17 protein-coding genes and 1 pseudogene are annotated in these 23,005 nt (G+C 73.0%); 15 read left to right on the top strand and 3 right to left on the bottom strand.

What is annotated here, in order from left to right:
* From ACIP5W_RS05215 to ACIP5W_RS05200, 4 genes are all read left to right on the top strand, one after another.
* Positions 1-601 (top strand): alpha-glucosidase C-terminal domain-containing protein (locus ACIP5W_RS05215; protein ID WP_401466918.1); only part of this gene is annotated, 601 nt, incomplete at its 5' end.
* A 28-nt stretch (positions 602-629) separates the two neighbouring features.
* Complete coding sequence (locus ACIP5W_RS05210) at positions 630-1,991, top strand: maltokinase (protein WP_401466915.1); 1,362 nt, start codon at positions 630-632, stop codon at positions 1,989-1,991.
* 3 nt (positions 1,992-1,994) lie between these two features.
* Positions 1,995-4,199, top strand: coding sequence for a 1,4-alpha-glucan branching enzyme (gene glgB, locus ACIP5W_RS05205; RefSeq protein WP_401466912.1), 2,205 nt, complete (start codon positions 1,995-1,997; stop codon positions 4,197-4,199).
* Between the two features lie 57 nt (positions 4,200-4,256).
* The gene (locus ACIP5W_RS05200; RefSeq protein ID WP_401466909.1) at positions 4,257-5,345 is read left to right on the top strand and encodes a glutamate--cysteine ligase; all 1,089 of its coding nucleotides are present in this window, start codon (positions 4,257-4,259) and stop codon (positions 5,343-5,345) included.
* A gap of 98 nt (positions 5,346-5,443) precedes the next feature.
* On the opposite strand, the pseudogene ACIP5W_RS05195 reads toward ACIP5W_RS05200, so the two are convergent.
* A pseudogene (locus ACIP5W_RS05195) lies at positions 5,444-5,700 on the bottom strand (DUF6480 family protein); the annotation flags it as partial.
* A gap of 171 nt (positions 5,701-5,871) precedes the next feature.
* On the opposite strand from ACIP5W_RS05195, the gene ACIP5W_RS05190 reads away from it, so the two are divergent.
* Both ACIP5W_RS05190 and ACIP5W_RS05185 read left to right on the top strand, forming a co-directional pair.
* Positions 5,872-7,776, top strand: a complete 1,905-nt coding sequence (locus tag ACIP5W_RS05190; RefSeq protein ID WP_401466906.1) for an AMP-dependent synthetase/ligase — start codon at positions 5,872-5,874, stop codon at positions 7,774-7,776.
* 205 nt (positions 7,777-7,981) lie between these two features.
* The gene (locus tag ACIP5W_RS05185) at positions 7,982-8,416 is read left to right on the top strand and encodes an ATP-binding protein (protein WP_401466903.1); all 435 of its coding nucleotides are present in this window, start codon (positions 7,982-7,984) and stop codon (positions 8,414-8,416) included.
* Between the two features lie 51 nt (positions 8,417-8,467).
* On the opposite strand, the gene ACIP5W_RS05180 is transcribed toward ACIP5W_RS05185, so the two are convergent.
* Both ACIP5W_RS05180 and ACIP5W_RS05175 read right to left on the bottom strand, forming a co-directional pair.
* Positions 8,468-8,905: an ATP-binding protein gene (locus ACIP5W_RS05180; protein ID WP_401466900.1), complete on the bottom strand. Its 438-nt coding sequence runs from the start codon at positions 8,903-8,905 to the stop codon at positions 8,468-8,470.
* A 44-nt stretch (positions 8,906-8,949) separates the two neighbouring features.
* Positions 8,950-9,321, bottom strand: coding sequence for a PRC-barrel domain containing protein (locus ACIP5W_RS05175; protein WP_401466897.1), 372 nt, complete (start codon positions 9,319-9,321; stop codon positions 8,950-8,952).
* A gap of 230 nt (positions 9,322-9,551) precedes the next feature.
* Here ACIP5W_RS05175 and ACIP5W_RS05170 point away from each other — a divergent pair, with 230 nt between their 5' ends.
* The 9 genes from ACIP5W_RS05170 to ACIP5W_RS05130 all read left to right on the top strand — a co-directional run bounded on the left by ACIP5W_RS05170 (position 9,552) and on the right by ACIP5W_RS05130 (position 22,757).
* The gene (locus tag ACIP5W_RS05170) at positions 9,552-10,433 is read left to right on the top strand and encodes a SigB/SigF/SigG family RNA polymerase sigma factor (protein ID WP_401466894.1); all 882 of its coding nucleotides are present in this window, start codon (positions 9,552-9,554) and stop codon (positions 10,431-10,433) included.
* A gap of 273 nt (positions 10,434-10,706) precedes the next feature.
* Entirely contained in the window at positions 10,707-14,696 is a 3,990-nt protein-coding gene (locus ACIP5W_RS05165) for a HAMP domain-containing protein (RefSeq protein WP_401466891.1), read from the top strand.
* Positions 14,697-14,755: 59 nt separating this feature from the next.
* The gene (locus tag ACIP5W_RS05160) at positions 14,756-17,368 is read left to right on the top strand and encodes a SpoIIE family protein phosphatase (protein ID WP_401467008.1); all 2,613 of its coding nucleotides are present in this window, start codon (positions 14,756-14,758) and stop codon (positions 17,366-17,368) included.
* A gap of 256 nt (positions 17,369-17,624) precedes the next feature.
* Positions 17,625-18,011 (top strand): STAS domain-containing protein, encoded by a 387-nt coding sequence (locus ACIP5W_RS05155; RefSeq protein ID WP_401466888.1) that lies wholly within the window; start codon positions 17,625-17,627, stop codon positions 18,009-18,011.
* A 235-nt stretch (positions 18,012-18,246) separates the two neighbouring features.
* A complete protein-coding gene (locus tag ACIP5W_RS05150) occupies positions 18,247-19,146 on the top strand; it encodes an STAS domain-containing protein (RefSeq protein ID WP_401466885.1) in 900 nt (299 codons plus the stop codon).
* Positions 19,143-19,559 (top strand): STAS domain-containing protein, encoded by a 417-nt coding sequence (locus ACIP5W_RS05145; RefSeq protein WP_401466882.1) that lies wholly within the window; start codon positions 19,143-19,145, stop codon positions 19,557-19,559. Before ACIP5W_RS05150 ends, ACIP5W_RS05145 begins: the two co-directional genes overlap by 4 nt.
* Complete coding sequence (locus ACIP5W_RS05140) at positions 19,556-19,999, top strand: anti-sigma regulatory factor (protein WP_401466879.1); 444 nt, start codon at positions 19,556-19,558, stop codon at positions 19,997-19,999. Before ACIP5W_RS05145 ends, ACIP5W_RS05140 begins: the two co-directional genes overlap by 4 nt.
* On the top strand, positions 19,999-21,042 hold the full coding sequence (locus ACIP5W_RS05135) for a SpoIIE family protein phosphatase (RefSeq protein ID WP_401466876.1): 1,044 nt from the start codon (positions 19,999-20,001) through the stop codon (positions 21,040-21,042). The genes ACIP5W_RS05140 and ACIP5W_RS05135 overlap by 1 nt, the downstream gene beginning before the upstream one ends.
* On the top strand, positions 21,039-22,757 hold the full coding sequence (locus tag ACIP5W_RS05130; protein ID WP_401466873.1) for a PP2C family protein-serine/threonine phosphatase: 1,719 nt from the start codon (positions 21,039-21,041) through the stop codon (positions 22,755-22,757). The genes ACIP5W_RS05135 and ACIP5W_RS05130 overlap by 4 nt, the downstream gene beginning before the upstream one ends.
* The last annotated feature ends 248 nt before the right edge of the window (positions 22,758-23,005 follow it).

Below are 23,005 nucleotides of genomic sequence, written 5' to 3'. Positions count from 1 at the left end.
CACCGCACTGCTGCTCTCCCTGCCCGGCTCGCCCATCCTCTACTACGGCGACGAGATCGGCATGGGCGACAACATCTGGCTCGGCGACCGCGACGGCGTCCGCACCCCCATGCAGTGGACACCGGACCGCAACGCCGGCTTCTCCTCCTGCGACCCGGGGCGCCTGTCCCTGCCGACCATCATGGACCCCGTCTACGGCTACCAGGTCACCAACGTCGAGGCGTCGATGGCGTCGCCCTCCTCGCTGCTGCACTGGACCCGCCGCATGATCGAGATCCGCAAACAGAACCCCGCCTTCGGCCTCGGCTCGTACACCGAGCTGCCCTCCTCCAACCCGGCCGTCCTCGCCTTCCTGCGCGAGGCCCCCCCGAACGGGGAAGACGGGGACGACCTCGTCCTGTGCGTCCACAACTTCTCCCGCTTCGCCCAGCCCACCGAGCTGGACCTGCGTCGCTTCGACGGCCGCCACCCCGTCGAGCTGTTCGGCGGAGTCCGCTTCCCCGCGATCGGTGAACTGCCTTACCTGCTCACCCTCGCAGGACACGGTTTCTACTGGTTCCGGCTCACCCGAGCCGCATCCCGCGTCGGCCGGCGCCTGTGAGCGTGCGCCGAGGGAAGGACGCGTCACCATGCAGAAGACCGCATCTCTGAGCCCGGGCAGTACCGTCGGCGTCCGCTCCACGGGGACGCTCGGGGCACTGCTGCGCGAGTGGCTGCCCCGGCAGCGCTGGTTCGCGGGCAAGGACAGGCCCCTCAACGACCTGCGCCTGCTGTCCATGACGGAGCTGTATCCGGGCTGTCTGCACCTCCTGGTGCAGACCGGCCAGTCGGGGGTGCCCTCACCGGGCGGCACTCCCCCGCCCGGTGACTGCTACCAGCTGCTCCTGGGCATCCAGGAGCACCTGTCCCCCCGGCTCGGCCGGGCCCTGATCGGCAAGGTCGAGGAGGGGGCGCTGGCCGGACTGACCGTGCACGACGCGTTGCAGGACCCGCGGTCGGCGCATCTGCTGCTGGAGCGGCTGCGGCATCCGGGACCGCTGGGCCCGCTGTCCTTCGAGTCCGACCCGTCGGCCCGCGTGCCGGCGGGGCTGGCGCCCCGGCTGCTGGAGGCCGAGCAGTCGAACACGTCGCTGGTCTACGGCGACGCGTTCATCCTGAAGGTGTTCCGGCGGATCCAGCCCGGGGTGAACCCGGACCTGGAGGTGCCGGTCGCGCTGGCGGGGCAGGGGTGCGGCCGGGTGCCGGCGCCGGTGGCCTGGTACCGCACGACCCATCCGCAGGAGGCGACGCTCGGTGTCCTCCAGCCGTTCCTGCCCGACGCCTCCGACGGCTGGACGCTGGCCCTGGACGCGCTGGCCCGCGGGGAGGACTTCACCCGACAGGCCCACGTGCTGGGCGGGGCCACCGCCGAGGTGCACCTCGCGCTGGCCGCGGCCTTCCCCGCCGGACCGCTCGGCGACAACACGCGGACGGCGGCCGGGATGACCGAGCGGCTGGAGGCCGCAGCCCACCACGTGCCGGCCCTGCGCCCCTACGTCGCCGGACTCACCAGCGCCTTCGGCGCGCTCGCCGCCTGCGATCCGGGCCCGCCGGCCCAGCGCATCCACGGCGATCTGCACCTGGGTCAGGTGCTGCGCGCCGGACGCGAGTGGTTCGTCATCGACTTCGAGGGCGAACCGTCCCGGCCGCTCGCCGAGCGGCGCAGCACGCACTCCCCGGTCCGGGACATCGCGGGCATGCTGCGCTCGTTCGACTACGCCGCACGGCAGCGCCGTCCCTGGCGTCCCGAGTGGGCCCGCCGCTGCCGGGAGGCGTTCTGCGCCGGGTACGCGGAACGCGCCGGCTGGGACCCCCGCAAGAAGCACGCCCTGCTGCGTGCCTACGAAACCGACCGTGCCGTCTACGAGGTGCTGTACGAGGCACGGCACCGTCCCGACTGGCTACCCGTACCCATGGCGGCGATCGAACGACTCGCCGTCCGAGGAGGCTGACCGATGGCTCTGCGTGACTCTTCCCTGCCCGAGTCGGCCGGCCCCCGCCCGCCGGTGGCGCCCGCGCTCGACCCCGCCGACCGGGGCCGTCTGCTGGCGGGCGCGCACCACGACCCGCACGCCCTGCTGGGTGCCCACCCGGTGCCCGGCGGCGTCCTGTTCCGGGCGCTGCGCCCCTTCGCCCGCTCGGTCGCCGTCCTGGTGGACGGCGAGCGCACCCCGCTGGTGTCGGAGGGCGACGGTCTCTTCACGGCCGTGCTGCCGCTGAAGAAGATCCCCGCGTACACGCTGCTGGTGGCGTACGAGGGTGACGAGTGCGAGGTGCACGATCCCTACCGGTTCCTGCCGGCACTGGGCGACCTCGATCTGCACCTCGTCCGGGAGGGCCGGCACGAGCAGCTGTGGAAGGCGCTGGGCGCCGAGCCGATGACCCACCAGGGCGTCGCCGGCACCCGGTTCACCGTGTGGGCGCCGAACGCCCGGGGGGTGCGGGTCGCCGCGGACTTCACGTACTGGGACGGCACCGCCTTCCCGATGCGTTCCCTCGGGGCGTCCGGGGTGTGGGAGCTGTTCCTGCCCGGGGTCGGCGAGGGCACTCGGTACAAGTTCGAGATCACCTCGCGCCACGGGCACCGCTTCCTCAAGGCCGACCCGATGGCCCGGTGCGCGGAGGTGCCGCCGGACACCGCGTCGATCGTGCACGCCTCGCACTACGAGTGGGACGACGCCGAGTGGATGGCGCACCGGGGGGACGTGCCCGTGCACGTGGCGCCGTTCTCGGTGTACGAGGTGCACCTTCCCTCCTGGCGACCGGGGCTGACCTATCGTCAGCTGGCCGAGGAGCTGCCGGCCTACGTCAACGACCTGGGCTTCACGCATGTGGAGTTCATGCCGGTCGCCCAGCACCCGTTCTCCGGTTCCTGGGGTTACCAGATCACCGGCTTCTACGCCCCGGCCTCGGGGCTCGGGTCGCCCGACGACTTCAAGCACCTGATCGACGCGCTGCACCGGGCCGGCATCGGCGTGATCGTGGACTGGGTGCCGGCGCACTTCCCCAAGGACGACTGGGCGCTGGCCCGCTTCGACGGCGACCCGCTGTACGAGCCCGGAAACCCGCAGCGGGCCGAGCACCCGGACTGGGGCACGTTCGAGTTCGACTTCGGGCGCACCGAGGTGCGCAACTTCCTGGTCGCCAACGCCGTCTACTGGTGCGAGGAGTTCCACATCGACGGGCTCCGGGTGGACGCCGTCGCCTCCATGCTCTACCTCGACTACTCGCGGGACTCCGGGCAGTGGACGCCGAACGTGTTCGGCGGCCGGGAGGACCTGGACGCGAAGGCGTTCCTCCAGGAGATGAACGCGACGGTCTACCGCCGCAACCCGGGTGTCGTGACCATCGCGGAGGAGTCCACGGCCTGGGAGGGCGTGACCCGGCCGACCGACAGCGGCGGCCTCGGGTTCGGGCTGAAGTGGAACATGGGGTGGATGCACGACTCGCTGGAGTACATCGCCAAGGAGCCGGTGCACCGCAAGTACCACCACCACGAGATGACCTTCTCGATGGTGTACGCCTACAGCGAGAACTACGTGCTGCCCATCTCGCACGACGAGGTCGTGCACGGCAAGCAGGCGCTGGTGTCGAAGATGCCCGGCGACTGGTGGCAGCGGCGGGCCAACCACCGCGCCTACCTCGCCTTCATGTGGGCCCACCCGGGCAAGCAACTCCTCTTCATGGGACAGGAGTTCGCCCAGGGTGCGGAGTGGTCCGAGCGCCACGGCCCGGAGTGGTGGCTGCTCGACGAGGGCTACGGCGCCGAGGCGGACCACCGCGGGGTCCGGGACCTGGTCCGCGACCTCAACACGCGCTACCGCGCGACCCCGGCGCTGTGGCAGCGGGACACCGACCCGGGCGGCTTCTGCTGGGTCCTCTGTGACGCGGCCGAGGACAACGTCTTCGCGTTCCTGCGCCACGACGCCGAGGGCGTCCCCCTGCTCGCGGTCAGCAACTTCTCCCCCGTGGTACGCCACGGCTACCGGCTGGCCGTACCGGACGACGTCCCCGTCTGGTACGAGGCCCTCAACACCGACGACATGCGGTACGGCGGCAGCGACGTACGTCTGCTCGACGGAGCGAAGCCGGAGAACGGGGAGATCACCCTGACCCTGCCGCCCCTGGCGACGATGTGGCTGACGCCCACGGCGGTGTGAACCGGGCCCGACAGGGCAGTCGGGTGCGTACCACCTGCCGGAGAAGGGCTGCATCACGTGCGCACCGTCGGAGTCGAGGAGGAACTCCTCCTCGTCGACCCGGAGACGGGAGAGCCGCAGGCACTCTCCGCCGCCGTTCTCGCCCGTGCCACCCGGGACCGGGCGCAGCCGGACGTCTTCGAGAAGGAACTCCACAACCAGATGCTGGAGTTCGCCACCAGGCCGCAGTCGGGCATGGACGAACTCGGCGAGGAGATCGTCCGCATACGCGCGGAGGCGGCCCGGCACGCCGGGGAGATCGGGTGCACCGTGGCGGCGCTGGCGACGTCGCCGCTGCCGGTGCGCCCCTCCGTCGGCATGAACCGGCGCTACCAGTGGATGGCGGAGCAGTACGGCATCGCCACCCGTGAGCAGCTCGTCTGCGGCTGCCACGTCCATGTGTCGGTGGAGTCGGACGAGGAGGGCGTCGCGGTCGTCGACCGGATCCGGCCGTGGCTGTCGGTGCTGGCGGCGCTGAGCGCCAACTCGCCGTTCTGGCAGGGCGACGAGACGGGGTACAGCAGCTATCGCAGCCGGGTGTGGCAGCGCTGGCCGTCGGCCGGTCCGACCGAGCTGTTCGGTTCGGCGGATCGCTACCACCGGCGGGTGGCGGACATGGTGGCCACCGGCACCGTCCTCGACGAGGCGATGGTCTACTTCGACGCCCGGCTGTCGGCTCGCTATCCGACGGTGGAGGTCCGGGTCTCGGACGTCTGCCTGCGCGCGGACACCGCCGTGCTCGTCGCCGCCCTGGTGCGCGGGCTCGTCGAGACGGCGGCCCGCGAGTGGAGAGCCGGCGGGGAGCCGGCGGACCACAGTGTGAGTCTGCTCCGGCTGGCGGGCTGGCGGGCCGCGAAGTCGGGGCTCACCGGTGATCTGCTGCACCCCGTGACCATGCGGCCCGCGTCTTTCGAGACGGTGGTACGGGCACTCGTCGATCACGTGTCGGAGGCGCTGGCCGACCACGGGGACCTGCAGCGGGTCCGCGCGGCCTGCGCGGACCTGCTGCGGCACGGCAACGGTGCGATGGTGCAGCGCGAGCTGTGGGAGCGCACGGGCAGCCTGCGCGAGGTCGTCACCGACTGCGTACGGCACACGCAGAGCTGACCCGCGCGGCTCCGCGGCCCACACGATTCCGTGGCCCACGCGGTCGCGGTCCCGCCGCCTCGTGCTCGCGCGGCTGCCGGTCCGCGGTCGCGTGGTCGGAGGATGAGGATCAGGGCGTGGGCCAGGAAGAAGGCCGCGACCAGCACGGCGACTACGACGATCAGGGTGAGCGGGCCCTTGGCCCAGCCCGTGGGGGATGGTGGATCTCCCGTGGGGGATGGTGGATCTCCCGGGGTCCGGCCTCGGGCATGCTGCTCTCCGCGGGCGGGGCCTCGCCCGGCGGCACGCCGCCACCCGGTTCGAGTCCGGTGCCGCGTTCCGGGTCGGGGTCGGGGTCGGGATTGCTGTGGGCCATGTGTCCCGAGTCCCCGGACCAGCGGTCCGCCGACAGTCCGCCGCCGAGATCATCCGCGCGGAATAGTTGTGCGTTCCCGGCCACAAGCGCCCCTGCCTGGGCTACATTCGACCACCGTCGATAACAGTCCTCGTCGACGGAGTCACAGCCCGTACCTGTCAGGAGCAGCGCATGCGCGACGTCGCCCTCGCTCCCCCCGCCGCCTCGCCCCTGACCGGAGGGCTCGCCGACAGCGTTTTCGAGACAGCCGCCCGCACCCCGGCCCTGCCGGTGCTCGCGCGCCGGTCCGCCCCCTCCGGGCCGTGGGAGGAGGTGACGGCCGTGGAGCTGCGGGACGAAATCGTGGATCTGGCCAAGGGGTTCGTCGCCTCGGGGACATCGCCGGGCCACCGGGTGGCGGTCATGGCGCGCACCCGCTACGAGTGGACGGTGCTCAGCCACGCCCTGTGGGCGGTGGGTGCCGAGGTCGTCCCCATCCATCCGACGTCCTCGCGCGACCAGGTCGAGTGGATCCTGCGGGACGCGCGCTGCGTGGGAGTGGTCGTCGAGGACGAGCAGAGCGTCATGACGGTCGGCTCGGTGTGCGCGACGCTGCCGACCCTGCGGCACGTCTGGCAGCTCGACGCCGGGGCGTTCGAGGAACTCACGCGGCGCGGTGAGGTGATCCCGCAGACCACCGTGGACTCGCTGCGCCGGATCGTGCTGCCGGACTCCACCGCGGTGATCGCGTACACCTCCGGAACCTCGGGCCGCCCCCTGGGCTGCGCGCTCAGCCACCGCAGCCTGGCCTCCCCCTGCGACACCCTGCTGGCCGGCTGGAGGGAGACCGCGGGACCGCCCGGACAGCAGCCGTCCGTCCTCGCCTTCCTGCCGTTCTCCCACGTGTACGGGCTGATGATCCAGGGGCTGTGCCTGCGCGGCGGGATCCTGATGGGCCACGAACCGGACCTGAGCGGGGACGCCCTCTCCGAGGCTCTCCACTCGTTCCGTCCGACCCATCTGTACGGGGTCCCGTCGGTCTTCGAGAAGATCTACAAGAACTTCCTGCGGGCGGCCCAGGAGGCGGGCCGCGGCGCGCTGTTCGAGCGGGCCGCGGGCACCGCCCGGGACTTCGCGGCGGCCGTCGAACGGCAGCGGCTCGGCCGGGGCTCGGGCCCCGGCCTCGACCTGCGGCTCCAGCACGCCCTGTACGAACGGACGGTGTACCGCAGACTCCGCGCCGCCCTGGGCGGCCGCGTGCACCGGGCGACGTCGGGCGGCTCACCGCTCCACCGCGACCTGTCCCTCTTCTACGAGGGCATCGGCATCTACGTCCACGACGGGTACGGCCTGACGGAGACCAGCGGCGGGATCACCATGCAGCCGCTCGGCCGGGAGAAGTCGGGGACGGTCGGGCAGGCCCTGCCGGGCATGGAGATCCAGGTGGCCGACGACGGGGAGATCCTGGTGCGCGGCCCGTCGCTGTTCCAGGGCTACGTCAACGACGACGCCTCCACCCGGGCCGCGTTCCGGGGCGGGTGGCTGTTCACCGGAGACCTCGGCCACCTGGACCCCGACGGCTATCTGACCATCACCGGCCGCAAGAAGGACGTGATCATCACCAGCAGCGGCAAGAGCGTGGCCCCGACCGCGCTGGAGCAGCGGCTGCGGCTGCACCCGCTCGTCCACCAGGCGGTGGTCGTCGGAGACAACCGGCCCTGCGTGGGCGCACTGATCACGCTGGACCCGGAGTTCCTGGCGCACTGGCGCCGCAACCTGCCGCCGTACGGGGGTGACCGCTCCAGCCGGGAGGCGCGGGAGGAGAACGCGCTGCGGGAGGAGGTCGGGCGGGCGGTGGCCGCGGCCAACAACGCGGTGTCCCGGTCGGAGTCGATCCGGGTCTTCCGGGTCCTGCCGGAGCCGTTCAACCAGGCCAACGGATTGCTGACGCCGTCGATGAAGCTGCGCCGTGACTCGATCGTGCGGCACTACGCGGCCGAGATCGAGGCGATGTACCAGGCCCGCACGCGGGTACCCCGGGAGAACCCTCCGGCGGAGGTGCTGAGCTGGGACGACGCCGACGACGTGTTCCGCTGACGTGCCGCGGGCCCCTCCCGCACCCCCGACGTGCCCGGGGGGCCCACGGCACACACCCCGCGGCCGCCGGGTCGCCGTGCGTCGTCGGGTGCCGTCGCCGGGCGCGGCACGCGTAGGCCGCGCCGCCCAGGGAACCCTGTGGAGTGGCGACGAGAGAGCCGCACGAGAAAGGACGACGGTCCCGGACAGAGGGCCGCACGACGACATGGCAACCGAGCCCCGTGGTAACGACTCACCGGCCTCCTGGACGATCCCGGGCCGCACCGCCCGTTTCGCGGGTGAACCACAGGACGTGACGGGTGCGCGCCTGGCCGCGGAGGAGTTCCTGCGCACCCTCGCCCGCGCGGCCCCGCCCGCGGCACCCGAGTGCTGGCACGACATCGTGCTGATCGTGACGGAGTTGGCCTCCAACGCCGTCCAGTACGCGCCGGGTCCCTTTTCGCTGCACCTGCGGCCCACCTTCGACGGGGTGCACGTGACGCTGCACGACACCAACCCCACGGCGCCGGCCCCACGGCCCTTCCACCCCGACGCCGGGGGCGGCGGCATCGGCTGGCATCTGATCCACACGCTGTGCAGCCAGGTGAGCGTGGTGTCCGCTGGTGAGGGAAAGGACGTGCACGTCTTCCTGCCGTGGTGACCGGTGCGCAGCCGCGGGTGCGGAGCCGGTGGCAGGCCCCCGGCCCGTCCGTCAGGGGGTCGCGGTCCCGACCGGTACGAAGACGGTGATCGTCTTCCCGCCGGAGGGGCGGGGACGGATGCTGATGTCGCGGGCCAGCCGGAGGATCAGCGGCCAGCCGTAGCCGCTGCCGTGGTGGCCGGCCGGAAGGGTTCCGGGGCCGTACGCCGCCTCGGGTACGACGTCGCTGTGGTCGTGGACGGACAGCCGTACCCCGTCGCGCCCCGGGTCGGCCTCGAAGCCGGCCAGGCCGCCGCCGTGCCGGACGGCGTTGGCGACCAGCTCCGACACGACGAGCAGCAGGTCGATGAGGTCGCGTTCCGCGGCCGGCCGGGTCGCCGCGTCCCAGCCGGCGTCGACCAGGCCGCGGACGTGGGCCCGTGCGGAGGCGGCGGTCGTCACCCGGGCGGACTTTGCCGCCCGGGTGGGCAGGAGTTCTTCTCCCCTCATGGCACGAACCTCACGACACGACCCTCATGGAAACCGGGGCACGGTCACGCGGTGGTCGTCCCGTGCGGCATCAGCCGTCGATAGTAGTCGGCGACGGCCATCAGATAATCGGGGTCCATGGTCTCGCTGTCGGTCCGGAAGCGCGGCGCCTCCTTGACCTCGTCCACGGTGCAGGCGACCGAGATCTTCCGTTCGGCCTCGTCGACGGAGGTGACGACGCCCACCGGGACGACCGCGCTTCTCCCGAACACCCAGACGCCCGTGTCGACGACCAGGTGCCACATGCCGTGGTGGCCGTCCTCCCGCTCGACGTGCCCCAGGGTGCCGTCGGTCCCGGCCACCCCGTACCCCGTGAGGTCCTGTCCTTCGACATGCCCGCTGTCCGACGGGTAGGACCAGATTCTGTCGATGGTCACGCTGCTCCCTTCTCGCGTTCCACAGCCCTGATACCCGGCCGTCGCGGCCGCATTCGGAGGGCTTCGCGCCGTCCCGGCCCCGGCTCGTCCACGCCGCGGAGGACGACGCGGGACGGTGGCGCATCCGTCGCGGCACGAGTCGGGGAAGCAGGGGCAGACGGAGCGCGTCGTCGGACGGCTCGACGGCCCCCCGGCAGTTCAGCGGGCCCCCACGAACGAAGGTGAGCGGCATGACGGCCGTGACGGCACAGGAACGAACGGCCGCGGCGGAGCGGCGGTCCACCGGCGACCCGCGGGGAGGGGTTGCGTTCGTCGACGTGCCCACCGAGGTCGGTCCGAGGGACGCGCGGGAACTCTCCCGCCCCTTCTTCGACCGGCTGGCCGTCCTCGAGGAGGGCACCAGCGAGCACCAGTACGTGCGCAACACCCTGATCGAGATGAATCTCTCGCTGGTGCGGTACGCGGCCTCCCGGTTCCGCGGCCGGGGGGACTCGATGGAGGACATCGTCCAGGTCGGCACGATCGGGCTGATCAAGGCCATCGACCGGTTCGACCTGGCCCGCGAGGTGGAGTTCGCCTCGTTCGCCGTGCCGTACGTCGTCGGCGAGATCAAGCGGTTCTTCCGCGACACCAGCTGGGCGGTCCACGTGCCGCGCCGGCTCCAGGAGGCGCGGGTCGAGCTGGCCCGCGCGACCGACGAGCTGCGGACGCGGTTGGGCCGGACGCCCACCACGCGGGAGCTGTCACAGCTGATGTCGCTGTCGGACGAGGAGGTCATCGAGGCGCGCAAGGCCGCGAACGGCTACACGTCGGCCTCGCTCGACGCCGCCCTGGCCTCCGGTGGCGACCCGGAGGGCGAGTCGGTGCTGGCCGACTTCATCGGCGCGGAGGAACCGGCCCTCGAACTCGTCGAGGACTTCCACTCGCTGGCGCCCCTGATCGCCGCGATGGACGCCCGTGACCGGCGGATCCTGCACCTGCGGTTCGTCGAGGAGCGGACGCAGGCCGAGATCGGCCGGGAGCTGGGCATCTCACAGATGCACGTCTCACGCCTGATCAGCCGCATGGTGGCGCGGCTGCGGCTCGGTCTGCTGGGGTCCGAGGCCGCCTGACGAGCCGCATTCCGCACAGCGAAAAGCAGCTCGAGTACCCCGTTTCCGGCCGTGCATGCACGGTGCGCGTCCAGTGAATCTTCTGTGTGCCCCGGGTGACGCGACACTTTGTTCCGCCGCAGGCCCATGGGTTAGCCTTCGGCGGATTTATCTCTTCGCGCACATCCGTGAACTGCGGAAATGCACGCACGACCGGAGAGCGCCGTCTCCTTTGGACGGCCCGGTTCCGAGCTCCCGCCGGGGGAGCTCCTGGGGAGCGGAACGAGGGTACGCATGACCAGCAACGCCACCGAGGCCGCCGAGGCACCGGGCGACCAGGAGCTGAGGCGCCTCCTGGCCGGCCTGACCGCCGTACGGGACGGGGACTTCGGCACCCGGCTGCCCGCCGACGGCGAAGGCCTCATGGGCGACATCGCGACCGTGTTCAACGGCATGGTCGACCAGCTCTCCGTCTTCACGTCCGAGGTCACGCGCGTGGCCCGCGAGGTCGGCACCGAGGGAACCCTCGGCGGCCAGGCCGAGGTGCCGGGGGTGTCGGGCACGTGGGCCGACCTCACGGACTCCGTGAACGCCATGGCGGGCAACCTGACGACCCAGGTCCGCGACATCGCCCAGGTGGCCACCGCGGTGGCCAAGGGCGACCTCTCGCAGAAGATCGACGTGCCCGCGCGCGGCGAGATCCTCGAGCTCAAGAACACCATCAACACGATGGTCGACCAGCTCTCCGCCTTCGCCGACGAGGTCACCCGCGTCGCCCGCGAGGTCGGCACCGAAGGACGCCTCGGCGGCCAGGCGCAGGTGCCCGGCGTGGCCGGCGTCTGGCGCGACCTCACGGATTCGGTCAACTTCATGGCCGGGAACCTGACCGCCCAGGTGCGCAACATCGCCCAGGTGACCACCGCGGTCGCCAAGGGCGACCTGTCGAAGAAGATCGACGTCGACGCGCGCGGCGAGATCCTCGAACTCAAGAACACCATCAACACGATGGTCGACCAGCTCTCCGCCTTCGCCGACGAGGTCACCCGCGTCGCCCGCGAGGTCGGCACCGCGGGCAACCTCGGCGGGCAGGCCACGGTCCGGGGCGTCTCCGGCACCTGGAAGGACCTCACCGACAACGTCAACGTCATGGCGTCCAACCTGACGGGCCAGGTGCGTTCCATCGCGCAGGTGGCCACCGCGGTGGCGCGCGGCGACCTCTCGCAGAAGATCACCGTGGAGGCCAAGGGCGAGGTCGCCGCGCTGGCCGACGTCATCAACACCATGGTCGACACGCTGTCGGCCTTCGCCGACGAGGTCACCCGCGTCGCCCGCGAGGTCGGCACCGAGGGACGCCTCGGCGGCCAGGCGCACGTGCCGAACGTGGCGGGCACCTGGAAGGACCTCACCGACAACGTCAACTCCATGGCCAACAACCTCACCGGCCAGGTGCGCAACATCGCGCTGGTGACGACGGCGGTCGCCAAGGGCGACCTGTCGAAGAAGATCGACGTCGACGCGCGCGGCGAGATCCTCGAGCTCAAGACGACCATCAACACGATGGTCGACCAGCTCTCCGCCTTCGCCGACGAGGTCACCCGCGTCGCCCGCGAGGTCGGCACCGAAGGACGCCTCGGCGGCCAGGCCGAGGTGGAGGGTGTCTCCGGCACCTGGAAGCGCCTCACCGAGAACGTCAACGAGCTGGCCGGCAACCTCACCCGCCAGGTGCGGGCGATCGCCGAGGTGACGAGCGCCGTCGCCGAGGGCGACCTGACCCGCTCGATCACGGTCGAGGCCTCCGGCGAGGTAGCCGAGCTCAAGGACAACATCAACTCGATGGTGGGGTCCCTGCGCGAGACGACGCTCGCCAACCAGGAGCAGGACTGGCTCAAGACCAACCTCGCCCGGGTCTCCGGACTCATGCAGGGGCACCGCGAACTGCCCGTGGTGGCCGAGCTGATCATGGACGAGCTGGTGCCGCTGGTCTCCGCCCAGTACGGGGCCTTCTACCTCGCCGAGGAGGGCGCCAAGGGTCCGGAGCTGCGGCTGGTGGGCGCCTACGGCTACCCCGACGACGACTCCCGCCCGACCCGGATCCCGTTCGGCCGCTCGCTCGTCGGCCAGGCCGCGCGCAGCCGCCGTACGATCATGGTCGACGACCTGCCCGCCGGGTACGTCGTCGTCTCCTCGGGGCTCGGCAGCGTGGAGCCCAGCGCGCTGGTGCTGCTGCCGATCCTGTTCGAGGGGCAGGTGCTCGGGGTCATCGAGCTGGCGTCGGTCACCGCGTTCAAGGAGATCCACCGGGACTTCCTGGAACAGCTCAGGGAGACCATCGGGGTCAACGTCAACACGATCGTGGCCAACGCCCGCACCGACGAACTGCTCGGCGAGTCCCAGCGGCTGACCGCCGAACTCCAGACACGGTCCGCGGAGCTGCAGTCCCAGCAGGAGGAGCTGCAGCGCTCCAACGCCGAGCTGGAGGAGAAGGCCTCGCTGCTCGTGGCGCAGAACCGGGACATCGAGGCGAAGAACCTCCAGATCGAGCAGGCACGGCAGGAACTGGAGGCGCGCGCGCAGCAGCTGTCGCTGGCGTCGAAGTACAAGTCCGAGTTCCTGGCGAACATGAGCCACGAGCTGCGCACGCCGCTCAACAGCCTTCTGATCCTGGCCCAGTTGCTCGCGCAGAACCCCTCCCGCAACCTGACGCCGAAGCAGGTGGAGTACGCGGGCATCATCCACTCCGCGGGCTCGGACCTGCTCCAGCTGATCAACGACATCCTGGACCTGTCGAAGGTCGAGGCGGGCAAGATGGACGTGTCCCCGGAGCGGGTGCCGCTGCGGCAGCTCATCGAGTACGTCGAGGCGACGTTCCGGCCGATGACGACGCAGAAGAGCCTCGACTTCTCGATCAGCACGGCCGCCGGCGCTCCCGCGGACCTGCTGACGGACGACTCCCGGCTGCGCCAGGTGCTGCGCAACCTGCTGTCCAACGCGGTGAAGTTCACCGAACAGGGCAGCGTGGAGCTGCGTATCGAGCCGGTGGACGCGGAAGAGGTGCCCGAGGGCGTGGTCCGCGGCGGCACGGTGGTGGCCTTCCGGGTGAAGGACACCGGCATCGGCATCCCCGAGCAGCAGCTCGAGACCATCTTCGGGGCCTTCCAGCAGGCCGACGGCACCACGAGCCGCAAGTACGGCGGCACCGGCCTCGGACTGTCCATCACCCGGGAGATCGCCCATCTGCTCGGCGGTGCCGTGACGGTGGACAGCGCGCCCGGCAAGGGCAGCACGTTCACGCTGTACCTGCCGGTCGCCCGCGGGGACTTCGCGGAGGTGCTCGCCGGCGGCCGGCCCGTGGAGCGCGACGACGACGGGGCCTCGGCGGCCACCGCGCACCCGCTGGGCCTGCCCGCGTCCTCGGGGACGGCCCGGCGTCCGCGCCGGCTGCTGGTGGTGGAGGAACGGCCGCGCGGGCTGCTGACGCTGGTCGCCGAGAGCGTGGTGGCCGACGTCGCGGGCGGCCGGGAGGACGGTGCCCCGCCGCCGGTCGACGTCGTCACCGCGGTGGGAGCGCAGGAGGCGGCGGGGGCACTGGCCGCCGAGCCGTGCCACTGCGTGGTCCTGGAGCTGGGGATGCCCGACGCGGAGGCCTCGCGCTTCCTGGAGGCCCTGCAGGGCGACTCGGCCCTGGCCAACGTGCCGGTGCTCGTGCACAGCGGTCACCGCGCGGACTTCGCCCAGGAGGAGGCGCTCCGGTCCTGGTCCGCGGGCCGGCCGCTGGAGTTCCTGTCCAGCCTCGACGAACTGCGCGAACGCATCACGCTGCACCTGTCCGCCGAGGAGCCGGGCGACGTCCTCGCCCTGGTCCGCCAGGACGAGCCGCAGCCCATGGCGCCGCAGCCCGTCGACGACGCCGTCGTGGGCCGGACGGTCCTCGTCGTCGACGACGACGCGCGCAACCTGTTCGCGCTCAGCGGGATCCTGGAGCTGCACGGCATCCGGGTGCTGCACGCGGAGAACGGGCGCGAGGGCATCGAGGCGTTGCGCGCCGACCCGGACATCGCGCTGGTGCTGATGGACGTGATGATGCCGGAGATGGACGGGTACACGGCCACTGCGGAGATCCGCACCATGCCGCAGTACGCCGACCTGCCCATCATCGCGGTGACCGCGAAGGCGATGCCGGGCGACCGGGAGAAGAGTCTCGCCTCGGGGGCCAGCGACTACGTCACCAAGCCCGTGGACACGCACGACCTCATGTCCTGCGTCCGCCGCTGGCTGACCGCCTGAGGGCGGCCCGCCCGTCCGAGCACCAGGCGCACCGGCCGAGGAGTCATCGCACCGTGAACATGTCCGAAGAGCAGCCCGAGCGGGCCGGGGGCCCGGCCGGGCCGGCCGAGCCCGCGTCCCCGGCGACGCCCGCCGCCGCGGCGCGCGGCGCGCACCCCGTCGCGCCGGCCCGCGGCCCGGCCTCGTCAGCCGTGGCGCCCGCACCGCCCGGTGCGGCACAGGACCTCGCCGACGAGGCCGGGCCGGCCGACGAGGACCCGGCCGCCGCCCCGCTTTCGGAGGCGGCCACGGTCACCGGTGGTACGCCGCGCGGGCACGCCCCCGCGGCGGCCGGCCGAAAGGACGAGCCCTCCCCCGTCGGACGTCTGGCGGCCACCGTGAAGCGGCTGCAGCGCGAGGTGCGGGCGGCGCAGGCCGAGGCCGAGGGGCGGGCGCTGGTCGAGCTGGCCAAGGGGATCCTCGTGGAGCGGCTCGGCTGCGGGCCCGCGGAGGCGGCCCGGCAGCTCACCGAGCTGGCCGGGCAGGCGGGGACGACACCGCTGGAGTTCGCGGTGGACGTCATCAACCAGGCCGCCAGGGACCGGGTCTCCGAGGTCACCGACGCCTTCCTGGCGGCCGTCACGGGGCACGTGGCGGCCGACGAGTCCGCGGCCGTGCGGCTGCGGGCGGCCGAGAGCGGGGCGCTGGCGGCCCAGGACACGCAGGCCGTCGCCGACTCGCTGCTCCAGCACGCGCTGGAACCGCTGGGCGCGGTGGCGGTGGCGATCTGGGCGGCGGGCTCCGACGGCTCGCTGACGCTCGCCGGAAGCGCCGGCTTCGCCCCGGTCGAGGCCGCCCGCTGGCACTACGTACCGCCGGACGTCGCCACGGTGGCCCGGCTCGGCCTCACCGAGCACGCGGGCCAGTGGATCGGCTCGCTCGCGCAGACCGGGCTGCCCACCATCGGCCGCCAGGCCCACCCGGAAGGCGGCCGGGTAGCCGTTCCCGCCGGGACCGGCGGCCGGATCCACGGTGTCCTGGAGATCGCCTGGCCGTCGTTCCTGGAGCCGCAGTCGCCCCAGGTGGTGCGCCAGGTGGAGGCGCTCGCGGAGCTGTGCGCGCACACGCTGCAGGCGTATCCCCACGCCCAGGCCGACGACCGGGAGCCGCGGGTGCTGCCGGACGCCGCCGAGCTGATGGACCTCGCGGACGGACTGCACGACCCGGCGCTGGTGCTCGTGCCGGTCGTCGACGCGGCGGGGCGGCTGGTGGACTTCCGCATCCAGCACGTCAACGACCACTTCCTCGACCCGGCGGGCCGGCCGCGGGCCGTGGTCAACGGCGCCCTGCTGCTGGAGGCCTACCCGATGGCGGCCGGCGACAGCGACCTCTTCCAGCGCATCGAGCGGGTCCACGCGACGGGCGAACCGTTCCGGGCCCGCCGCATGAGCCTGACCGCGCTCGTCGACGAGGTCCCGCTGTCGGCGGTCGCGGACCTGAGCATCAGCCGGCACGGCACCTGCGTGCTGCTCATCTGGCGCATCGAGGACGAGACGGCACGGCTGGCGAGCCTGTTGCAGCACGCCCAGCGCCTCGGCCGGATCGGCGGCTTCGAGGAGAACGTCCTCACGGGCGAGACGACGTGGAACGGACAGCTGTACGCGCTGTACGGGCGGGAACCGTCGAGCCCTCCGGTGCGGCTCGAGGAACTGGGGGCCCACGCCCACGCGGACGACGCGGTCCCCATCGGCCGCTTCCTGCGCACCCTGCTGCACCACCGGCGTCCGGCGTCCGCCGCCTTCCGGCTCCAGCGGCCGGACGGGGTGACCCGGCACGTGCGCATCGTCGCCGAGCCGGTCCTGGACACCGACGGTCAGCTGGTGTCCGTACGCGGCGCGTACCAGGACATCTCCTCCCAGCACTGGACGGAGGTGGCGCTCGCCGCCACCCGCGACCAGCTCGTCCAGACCGAGCAGCAGGCCAGTGAGCGCAGCCGGCTGGCGCTCCAGCTGCAGAACGCGATCATGCCGCCCACGCGGGCGCCGCTGGACATGGCGGGCCTCCAGGTGGCGGTCCGCTACCGGCCGGCCGAGGAGGAGCACCTCGTGGGCGGCGACTGGTACGACGCCGTCGTGCTGCCGTCCCGGCTGGTGCTGCTGTGCGTCGGCGACGTGGCCGGGCACGGCATCGAGGCGGCGACCAGCATGGTCGTCCTGCGCAACGCGCTGCGCGGTCTCGCCGTGACCGGCGCGGGCCCGGGCCAGCTGCTGGCGTGGCTGAACATCGTCGCCCACCATCTGACGGGCGCGGTCACGGCGACGGCGGTGTGCGGGCTGTACGACCCGGTGCGGCGCACCCTGCGGTGGGCCAGGGCGGGTCATCTGCCGCCGGTGCTGGTACGCGGCTCGGGCGCCGCCCCGCTGCCCCTGCTGAGCGGGATGCTGCTGGGCGCCGTGCCGGAGACGTCGTACGAGGAGGCGGAGATCGAGCTGGCGGCCGACGACACGCTGCTGATGTACACCGACGGTCTCATAGAGCGGCGGGACCGGTCGGTGGAGGAGTCGCTGGCGCAGCTGCTGAGCCAGGCGCGCTCGGTGCCGCCGTCGCTGGACCAGCAGCTGGACCGGCTGCTCACCCACAGCAGGTCCGACACGGACGACGACACCTGCATCGTGGGCATCAGGCTCGGTTAGGGCCGGTCCGGCGGATCGTGGCGGAAGGGTCCTGGACGGGTTCTCGACGGGTCCTGGACGGTTCACCCGGCCGGGGAGGCATGCCCGTCCCGTTCGGGGGTATCCGCCGGGGCGCGGCGTGAGGCCGGGATCCGCAGGTGGTGGGTGCGGTGCACGGGCCGGAGCCGGTGCACCGCCGGTCCGCCGGCGTTCCGGCCGCGCGGCGCAGCCGTCCGCCGGTGCGCAGAGCCCGGACCGTAAGTTTTCGGAGGTACTCGTGTCCATTGCCCAGAACCCGCTGTCCGTAGAGGTCACCCTGCCCCGCGAGGACGTGGCCCTGGTCACGGTCGAGGGTCATCTGGACCTCGACACCGCGACCGAGTTCCAGGCCCATCTGGCGAACCAGCTCCATCACGGCCGGCGCCACTTCTTGCTGGACCTGTCGGCGGTGCCGTTCATGGACTCCTCCGGCATGAACATCATCCTGCGGGTGTACCAGGAGGCGCGGGAGCTGCCCGGCACTGTGCATGTGATCGATCCGACACCCGCCGTACGCCGGGTGCTGGATCTCACCGGGGTCAGCATCACCGTCCCCATCTCCGACAAAGTGGACGACGCCCTGGCTCTCATCGACCGTATGCAGCCGTCGCCCGAGGCCCCGTAGAGCCCGGCCGGCCGGGCCGCACCCCGCGCGCGCACCCCTCGCGCACCACGGGGACGTGGCCGACGGCCGGCCGACAGTTGCCATTTGACAACTATGTGGGGCGGGCAAGAGAGTGAGCGAGGCCGGCGGCGGGCGCCGCGGGGTCGCGGCGCGCGTCCGGCCGCCACGGACGAACGCCGTCGCGCACCGGCCGGTTTCCGATGCGCGACGGCAGGAGGCAGAGAGGAGTGACGCAGTGCCGGAGCAAGAAGCGGCCGCACCGCAGGAGACACCGACGGAGGAGGTCGGGGCCTTCCTGAGCCGCCGCCGGGAGCAGATCGCCCAGCGCTGGGCCGACGAACCCCTGTTCCGCGCCGTGTTCACCGTGTCGCGCGACGAGGCGGTGGAGGCGGGCCGAAGCGTCGTGGATGCCCTGGCCCAGGTCACCGCCTCCGGGCGGGTGGAGGACTCCGACAGCGCCGGCTTCACCGTCGTGCGCGAGCAGCTGGCGCGGATGGCCGCCTCCCGTTCCCGGTCCGGGATGAGCACGGCGCAGGTCTCCGGCGAGGTGGACGCCCTGCGGGCACCGGTCGTGAACCTGCTCGTCGCCGATCTGCCGGACGCGCCGGCGGACCACGTCCGGGAGTGCGCGGAGATCCTGACGGTCCTGATGGGGACCCTGCGGCTCGTCGTCATGGAGACCGCGCTGACGGAGGTGCAGTCCCTCATCGACCGGCAGCAGATGCAGCTGCTGGAGGTCGCCACGCCGGTCATCAGGCTCTGGGACGGCATCGTCGCCGTCCCGCTCATCGGCACGCTCGACAGCGCGCGCAGCCAGGTCGTGATGGAGACCCTGCTGGAGGCGGTCGTCGACCAGCAGGCCCGGTACGCGATCCTCGACATCACCGGGGTGCCGACGGTCGACTCGCTGGTCGCGCAGCACCTCATGAAGACCGTCGCGGCGGTACGGCTGATGGGCGCGGAGTGTGTCGTCTCGGGCATCCGGCCCGCGATCGCGCAGACCATGGTGCACCTCGGACTCGACCTCGGCACCGTCATCACGCGGGCCGGTCTCGCCGACGCCCTGGCCTACGCCCTGCACGGGCTGGGCGCCGACATCGTGCAGGCGGCACCCGGCGGTGCGGGCCCACGGTGAACGAGGACTTCTCCCGCGTCGGCGGGGCCCCCGTGCCGGTGCTCAGGCTGGGCGACGTCCTCCTGGTCACCCTTCAGGGGGATCTCTACGACGGCACGGCGGAGCAGCTCAGGCAGGACATCGTGGAGTCGATCGCCCGCAGCCGGGTGACCGGTGTGGTCATCGACATCTCCGGCGTCGAGATCGTCGACTCCTTCCTCGGGCGGGTGCTGGCCGAGATCGCGGCCAACGCCCGGCTGCTGGCCGCGCAGACCGTGGTGGCCGGGATGCGGCCCGCGGTCGCGCTCACGCTGGTGGAACTCGGGCTGACGCTGCCGGGCCTGCGGACCGCGCTGAACACGGAGGTGGCCCTGGAACTCCTCGGGCGGGCGGACGCCGCGACGGCCGACGGCCCACGCCGGGAGCGTCGGTGAGCGGGACGGCCGCGGGCGTCGAGACCCGCCTGCCGATCCGCTCCGATCTGGACCTGGTGTGGGTACGGCAGCATGTGCGGCAGGCCGCCGCCGCGCTCGGCTTCGGCCTGGTGGAACAGACCAAGCTGGTCACGGCCGCCAGCGAACTGGCCCGCAACACGCTGGTGTACGGCGGGGGCGGAGAGGTGCGGACGGTGCCGCTCACCGACGGCCGGGCCCAGGGGCTGCGGCTGGTGTTCTCCGACTCCGGCCCCGGCATCCCGGACGTGGAGCAGGCCCTGCGGGACGGCTTCACCTCCGGCGGCGGGCTGGGCATGGGCCTGGGCGGCGCCCGGCGGCTGGTGCACGAGTTCGCCATCGACAGCACCCCCGGTGCCGGTACGACGATCACCGTGACCTCCTGGGCGGCCCGGGCGCCCCGGCCGCGCGAGGAGCCCTGATGCCCCGGGTGTGGGACGTGCCGGTGCACGACTCGACGCGCGTGCGGGACGCGCGGGTGGCCGCCGAGCAGGCCGCGGCGCTCGTCGGCCTCGACGGGAAACGCACGGCGGCGGCCGCGCTGGTGGCCACGGAGCTGGCCACCAACCTGCTCAAGCACGCCCGCGGCGGCCAGCTCCTCGTCGACCTGGTCCCCCCGCCGGCCGGACGGGGCGGGGTCGTGGTGCAGATAGCCGCGGTGGACCACGGTCCGGGCATGGCCGACGTGCCGGCCGCGTTCGGCGACGGATTCTCCACGACCGGCTCCCTGGGTGCCGGGCTGGGGACGTGCCGCCGGGTCTCCGACGGCTTCGACCTGCACAGCGTGCCGGGGCGCGGCACGGTCGCGCTGGCCCGGCTCGGCGCCGCCGCGCGGACCGGCCCGGACGATCCGGCGCCCGCCCGGGCCGGCGGGGTGAACATCCCGCTCGCCCGCGCCGAGTACTCGGGGGACGCCTGGACCTGGGTGCGGGCCGGCGACCTGCTGACCCTGATGCTCGCCGACGGGCTGGGCCACGGCCCGGAGGCGGCCCGCGCCTCCACGGCGGCCGTGGACGAGCTGCACCGCAGCGCCCATCTCCCGCCCGCCGAGATCCTGCACCGCCTGGACGCCGCGCTGCGCGGCACGCGGGGCGCCGCCGTCGCGGTGGCGCAGCTCGACGCCCGGTCCGAACGGCTGCGGTTCGCCGGGATCGGCAACGTGGGGGCGCGGCTGCGCGAGGGCGACTCCTGGCGTCATCTGCTCTCCCGGCCCGGCATCGTGGGCGTGCACCGCCCCACGAGGCTGCCGGAGACCGTGGCGCCCTGGGCCGCCGACCGGCTGCTGGTCCTGCACAGCGACGGGCTGCCCAGCCGCTGGGTGCCGCCCGCCGACCCCCGGTTCGCGACGGCCGACCCCGCGGTGACGGCGGCGGTGACCGTGCGTGACACCAGCAGTTCCGCCCGCCCGGTGCGTGACGACACCGCCGTGGCCGTCCTGTCCCCGACCCCGCCGGACCGCCCATGACGCGCACCTGGCAGATCACCACCGTCACCGACGCGGCGCGCGCCCGGATCGCCGCGGCACGGCTGGCCGCGGCGTACGGCGTCGTGCCGCTGGAGCGGACCCGGCTGGCGGCCGCGCTCAGCGGGCGACTGCGCCAGTGTCTGACCAAGGGCGGCAGCTGGCGGCTCGGCCTGGAGTCGGGCGAGGGCCGGCTGCGCGTCGAGGTCGCCCCGCCGCCCGGCGTCGCGGAGCCGCCGTGGCACTTCTGCGTGCCCTGCCCCGAACCGGCCGACCCCTCGGTGTTCGCCGGGGTGGCGGACGACACCGGTGTGCTCGCGGAGGCCCTGCTCGGCGCCGACGAGGACACCGCCCTGGTGCTGGACCGGCTCGCCGAGCAGGAGGAGCTGGTCGCCTTCCACCGGGAGGAGCTGCACCAGACCAACCAGGGCGTCCTGGCGCTGCACGCCGAGCTGGACGCGTCCGGACGGGCCCAGCGCGAGGCGTTCGCCGCCGAGCGTGCGGCCCGCCAGGAGGCGGAGCGGGCCCGGCGCAGGCTGACGTTCCTCGCGGACGCCAGCGCGGTGCTGACGGCGTCCCTCAACCACGAGGAGATCGTGCGCCGGCTGCCCGAGCTGCTGGTGCCCGAGTACGCGCGCGCGGTCGACGTCTGGCTCTTCGACACGGAGGACGGGCGGCAGCCCCCCTCCCCGCGTCCGGCGGCCGCGGTGGTCGCCGCCCGGACCGGCCGCCCCCAGTACGCCGCCGGACATCCCGGCGGGCTGCCCGGCGTGGACGACCAGCCGCCGTCGGCGCTGCACCCCGACCGGCCGCTGCTGTGCGTCCCGCTGCCGACCCGCAGCGCGCCCCTGGGCGTGCTGACGCTGACGCCGCCGGGCGAGCGCTGGGATCCCGACGACGCCGTCATGCTGATCGAACTGACCCGGCGGGCCAGCATCGCGCTGGACAACGCGCGCCGCTTCGAGCACAACCGGGACATCGCCGAGACGCTCCAGCGGGCCCTGCTCACCGAGCTGCCGGCCACTCCCGGCCTGCGCCTGGCGGCCCGCTACCTGCCGGCGACGTACGGGCTGAACATCGGCGGCGACTGGTACGACGCGTTCCGGCAGCCCGACGGCAGCCTCATCACCGTCATAGGCGACGTCACCGGACACGGACTGCACGCCGCCGTCATGATGAGCCAGCTGCGCACCGCGCTGCGCGCCTACGCCGTCGACGGCGGCAGCCCCGGGGTACTGCTGACCCGGCTGCACACCTTCCTGCACCACCTCCAGCCCGACCTGTACGCCACCGCCGTCATCGCCCGCTTCCAGCCCGGGGAGCAGGTGCTGACGTGGGCGGCCGCGGGGCATCCGCCGCCCGTGCTGCGCGGCCCGGACGGGCGGGTGCGCACGCTGGACGCCAAGCCGGGAGCGATGCTGGGCATCCCGCTGCACCAGGAGATCGCCGACCACACGGTGCCACTGGTGCCCGGGTCGACGCTGGCGCTCTACACCGACGGGCTGGTCGAGCGGCGCGCGCAGGGCATAGACCCGGGCATCGAACGGCTCGCGGCGGCCCTCGGTTCCTTCCGCACCGGCGAACTGGACACGAACCTCGACGGCGCGGCCGACCGCATCCTGGACCCGATGCTGAGCGACTCCGAGCGGGACGACGACGTGTGTCTGCTGCTGTGCCACGTCGACGGCGTCGACGGCGGGACGGAGCGGGCGGGCTGACGGCGGCGGGTCCGCCGTCCGCCGGTCGCCGCCCCCCGTCGTAGGGGGGTCGGCACCGGCTGCGCCTCGTGCCGACTGCGCGGCCGGAAGGGGGGCGGGGCGTAACAGGCCGTCGTGCGGGTACCACGGGGCACCGGGAGAAACGTTCGTCTGCATGCTCCGTCCGGCTGGCGCAACCGCTCCGGTCGCGGTGGGATCGGCGGTGTGCGAAGAGGGCGTCCGGCGGGCACCCGCACAACGTCGAGGCA

Source organism: Streptomyces sp. NPDC088766, assembly GCF_044750845.1.
Lineage (GTDB): Bacteria > Actinomycetota > Actinomycetes > Streptomycetales > Streptomycetaceae > Streptomyces.
The sequence above is the reverse complement of the archived record's forward strand: the minus strand, read 5'-3'. Positions and strand labels throughout refer to the sequence as shown.

Bases quoted from the DNA above. Each gene is read 5' to 3' on its own strand.
- ACIP5W_RS05190 (WP_401466906.1), top strand. From the start codon at position 5,872: ATGCGCGACGTCGCCCTCGCTCCCCCCGCCGCCTCGCCCCTGACCGGA.
- ACIP5W_RS05135 (WP_401466876.1), top strand. From the start codon at position 19,999: ATGCCCCGGGTGTGGGACGTGCCGGTGCACGACTCGACGCGCGTGCGG.
- ACIP5W_RS05130 (WP_401466873.1), top strand. From the start codon at position 21,039: ATGACGCGCACCTGGCAGATCACCACCGTCACCGACGCGGCGCGCGCC.
- ACIP5W_RS05170 (WP_401466894.1), top strand. From the start codon at position 9,552: ATGACGGCCGTGACGGCACAGGAACGAACGGCCGCGGCGGAGCGGCGG.
- ACIP5W_RS05185 (WP_401466903.1), top strand. From the start codon at position 7,982: ATGGCAACCGAGCCCCGTGGTAACGACTCACCGGCCTCCTGGACGATC.
- ACIP5W_RS05180 (WP_401466900.1), bottom strand. From the start codon at position 8,905: ATGAGGGGAGAAGAACTCCTGCCCACCCGGGCGGCAAAGTCCGCCCGG.
- ACIP5W_RS05160 (WP_401467008.1), top strand. From the start codon at position 14,756: ATGTCCGAAGAGCAGCCCGAGCGGGCCGGGGGCCCGGCCGGGCCGGCC.
- ACIP5W_RS05165 (WP_401466891.1), top strand. From the start codon at position 10,707: ATGACCAGCAACGCCACCGAGGCCGCCGAGGCACCGGGCGACCAGGAG.
- glgB (WP_401466912.1), top strand. From the start codon at position 1,995: ATGGCTCTGCGTGACTCTTCCCTGCCCGAGTCGGCCGGCCCCCGCCCG.
- ACIP5W_RS05210 (WP_401466915.1), top strand. From the start codon at position 630: ATGCAGAAGACCGCATCTCTGAGCCCGGGCAGTACCGTCGGCGTCCGC.